This window comes from Nonomuraea deserti (assembly GCF_004348685.1).
GTDB classification, from domain to species: Bacteria; Actinomycetota; Actinomycetes; order Streptosporangiales; family Streptosporangiaceae; genus Nonomuraea; species Nonomuraea deserti.
In genome coordinates this window covers 1-4,227 of sequence record NZ_SMKO01000348.1, presented here as the reverse complement: position 1 = coordinate 4,227, position 4,227 = coordinate 1, and the positions used below count along the sequence as shown (strand labels likewise).

At 71.3% G+C, this 4,227-nt stretch carries 1 protein-coding gene; it reads left to right on the top strand.

Annotation, left to right across the window (positions count from 1 at the left end; all coding sequences use genetic code 11):
• A partial coding sequence (locus E1292_RS49600) for an SDR family NAD(P)-dependent oxidoreductase (protein WP_132606750.1) occupies nucleotides 1-4,227 on the top strand: 4,227 nt, incomplete at both ends.

Genomic DNA, 4,227 nt, shown 5'->3' with positions numbered 1-4,227 from the left:
CGGCTGCTGGGGCGAGCCACTTCTTGGAGGTGGGCCCGGACGGGGTGCTGACCGGGCTGGCGCAGCAGAGCGTCGAGGACGCGGTGTTCGTCCCGGCGGTGCGTAAGGACCGTGACGAGACCCGCGCCCTGTTCGAAGGGCTCGGCCGGCTGCATGTTCACGGTATTGGCGTGGACTGGGAGGCGGTCCTCGGTTCGGGCCGGTACGTGGACCTGCCGACCTATGCCTTCCAGCATGAGCGGTTCTGGGTGCCGGTCAGCCCTGACTCCGGTGACGTGGACGCCGCCGGACTGGGTGTCATCGACCATCCCATGCTCCGCGCCGCCATCTCCGCACCGGACTCCGACACCCATACCTTCACGGGCCGGTTGTCGCTCGCCACGCAGCCGTGGCTGGCCGATCACCAGGTCAACGGCCGGGTGGTGGTGCCGGGGGCGGCGCTGGTGGAGCTGGCGCTCCGTGCCGGCCAGGAACTGGACTCCCCGCATCTCCTCGAACTGACCCTCCAGGCACCCCTCCTGGTGCCGGCCGACGGCGGAGTACACCTCCAGTTGGTGGCCGGGCCCTGCGATGAGTCGGGTGGCCGCCAGGTGAGCATCCACTCCCGCAACGCCAACGCGGGGGAGTGGGTCCAGCACGGGCAGGGCGTCTTGGCCGGCCAGACGGAGCAGCCGCTGCTCGGGCTGGCGCAGTGGCCGCCGGCCGATGCCCGGCCGATCGACGTCGAGCATGTGTATGACGATCTGGCCGTGTCGGGCCTCGAGTACGGGCCGCTCTTCCAGGGGCTGGTGGCTGCCTGGCAGCACGAGGACGGGGTGTTCGCAGAGATCGCCCTACCCGAGCGGGCGCACGCCGACGCAGGACATTTCGGGTTGCACCCGGCGTTGCTGGACGCGTCGTTGCATGCCGCGGCGCTGGGCGATCTGGTGCCGAGAGCGGAGTCGGGGCGGCCGTATCTGCCGTTCGCGTGGAGCGGTGTGTCGTTGCACGCGGCGGGCGCGACCGGTCTGCGGGTGAAGGTCACCCGCGGAGCTTCCGACGCGAGCATCGCGTTGAGCATCGCGGACGAGACCGGTGCCCCGGTGGCCGAGATCGACGCGCTCACCCTGAGGCCCGTGTCGACGGCCGAGCTCAGCGCGTCCGAAAGCCAGGGCTTGCTGCATCAGCTCGAGTGGACCGCGGCTCCGGCCGCCGCCGAGCAGGACGCGCTCCGGTGGCTGGTGCTGGGAACCGACGACCTGGGCACCGGAGCAGAGAAGTACCCGGATCTGGCCTCCATCGACGCGGCGGACGTCCCGGACGCGGTCCTGACCGGCTGCGCGGGCGCGGACTTGCTCGCCACGACTCACGCGGCGCTGGCGCTGGCGCAGGAGTGGCTCGCCGACGAGCGCCTGGCGCCGTCGCGGCTGGTCATCGTCACCCGCGGCGCGGTGGCCGTGAACGCGGATGAGGACGTGGACCTGCGCCTGGCGCCCGTGTGGGGCCTGGTGCGGGCCGCGCAGTCCGAGCAGCCCGGCCGGTTCGTGCTCCTGGACGCCGGAACCGAGCGGTTGGACGCCGAGACGGTCGGCCAGGTGCTGGCGACCGGCGAGTCGCAGGTCGCGGTGCGGGACGGTCAGCTGCTGGTGCCGCGGATGAGCCGGGTCGCGGATCTGGCCGATCGTGAGCCGGTGTTCGGGCCCGAGGGCCCCGAGGGCACGGTGCTGATCACGGGCGGCACGGCCGGGCTGGGCGCGCTGGTGGCCCGCCACCTGGTGACGGAGCACGGCGTTCGGAACCTGTTGCTGGTCAGCCGTCGCGGTCTCGACGCGCCCGGTGCGGCCGAGCTGGCGGCGGAGTTGTCGGAGCTGGGCGCCGAGGTGGACGTGGCGGCCTGCGACGTGGCCGACCGTGACGTGCTCGCCCAGGTGCTGGAGGGCGTGGACGAGCTGGTGGGCGTGGTGCACACGGCCGGTGTCCTGGACGACGGCGTCATCGCGTCGCTCACTCCCGAACGTCTGGACGCGGTGTTGAGGCCCAAGGCCGACGCCGCCCGCCACCTGCACGAGCTCACCCAGCACCTCGACCTGAAGGCGTTCGTGCTCTTCTCCTCGCTGGCCGGTGTGCTGGGCAGCGCGGGCCAGGCCAACTACGCCGCGGCCAACACGTACCTGGACGCCCTGGCGCACCACCGCAGGGTGCACGGCCTGCCGGCCACCTCGCTGGCGTGGGGTCTGTGGGCGACCGGCGGCATGGCGGGCGAGCTCGACGAGTCCGACCTGCGCCGCATGGAGCGCGCGGGCGTGAAGCCGCTGTCCGTCGACGACGGGCTGGCCCTCTTCGACATCGCCGTGTCCTCGGGCAAGGCCGCGCTGATCCCCGCCCGGTTCGTCCAGACCCGGGCCGGCAGCCGCTCTGCGGTGCGCCGCGCGGGTTCGTCCGGCGGGCTCGCGCAGCGCCTGGCCGCGCTGAGCCCAGCAGAACGCCTGACGACGCTCTCGGACCTGGTACGCGGCACTGCGGCCACGGTTCTGGGCTTCTCGGACGGGTCGGCGATCGACCGGCAGCGCCAGTTCCAGGAGCTCGGCTTCGACTCCCTGACGGCCGTCGAGTTCCGTAACCAGCTCACGGCGGCCACCGGGCTGTCGCTCCCGGCCACGCTCATCTTCGACTACCCGACCGCTGAGACGGTGGCGGAGTTCCTGGCGGACGAACTGTTCGGCGTGCAGGCGGCGCAGGCCGTCGTGGCGGCGACCGCGGTCGACGAGCCGATCGCGATCGTGGGGATGGCCTGTCGCTATCCCGGCGGCGTGCTGTCGCCGGAGGACCTGTGGTCGCTGGTCGCACAGGCTCAGGACGCCATCGGAGACTTCCCCGCCGACCGCGGCTGGGACGTCGAAGGCGTGTACGGGCCGGAGCCCGGCACGCCGGGGAAGACCTACACCCGCCAGGGTGGCTTCCTCTACGACGCGGCCGAGTTCGATCCGGGATTTTTCGGGATTTCGCCGCGTGAGGCGTTGGCGATGGATCCGCAGCAGCGGTTGTTGCTGGAGGCGTCGTGGGAGGCGGTTGAGCGGGCGGGGATCGATCCGACGGGGTTGCGGGGGAGTCGGACGGGTGTGTTTGCGGGGGTGATGTATCACGACTACGGGTTGGGGACGCCGGCGAATACCAGTGGGGGGAGTTTGGTGTCGGGCCGGGTGTCGTACACGTTGGGGCTGGAGGGTCCGGCGGTGACGGTGGATACGGCGTGTTCGTCGTCGTTGGTGGCGTTGCATCTGGCGGCGCAGGCGTTGCGGTCGGGTGAGTGTGATTTGGCGTTGGCCGGTGGTGTGACGGTGATGTCGACGCCGGGGATGTTCATTGAGTTTTCGCGTCAGCGGGGGTTGGCGGCGGATGGGCGGTGTAAGGCGTTCTCGGCTGGTGCTGATGGCACGGGTTGGGGTGAGGGCGTTGGTGTGTTGTTGGTGGAGCGGTTGTCTGATGCTCGTCGTCATGGGCATCGGGTGTTGGCGGTCGTCCGGGGGAGTGCGGTCAATCAGGATGGTGCGAGTAATGGGATCACGGCTCCGAATGGTCCGTCGCAGCAGCGGGTGATCCGGCAGGCGCTGGCGAACGCCGGGTTGTCGGTGGCGGATGTGGACGCGGTGGAGGCGCACGGCACCGGCACGACCCTGGGCGACCCGATCGAGGCCCAGGCGCTGCTGGCGACCTATGGCCAGGAGCGGCCCGAGGACCGGCCCGTGTGGCTGGGGTCGCTGAAGTCCAACATCGGTCACACGCAGGCTGCCTCAGGTGTGGGCGGTGTGATCAAGATGGTCATGGCGCTGCGCAACGGCATGCTTCCCCAGACGTTGCACGCGGAGGAGCCGTCGCCGCATGTGGACTGGTCGGCGGGTGCGGTGAGGCTGCTGACGGAGCCGCAGCCGTGGCGGGAGAACGGGCACGCTCGCCGGGCTGCCGTGTCGTCGTTCGGGATCAGTGGCACGAATGCTCATGTGATCATCGAGCAGGGTCCGGTTGTGGAGCCGGAGCCTGAGCCGGTGGCACAGGCGCCGGTGGCGCCCTGGCTGGTGTCGGCGAAGGATGTGCGGGCGTTGCGGGCGCAGGCTGGTCGGCTTGCGTCGTGGATCACGGCGCGGCCGGAGGTGGACCTCGCGGATGTGGCGTGGTCGTTGGCGGCGGGCCGGGCGGTGCTGGAGCAGCGTGCGGTCGTGGTGGGTGCTGATCGGGACGAGTTGGTGGCGG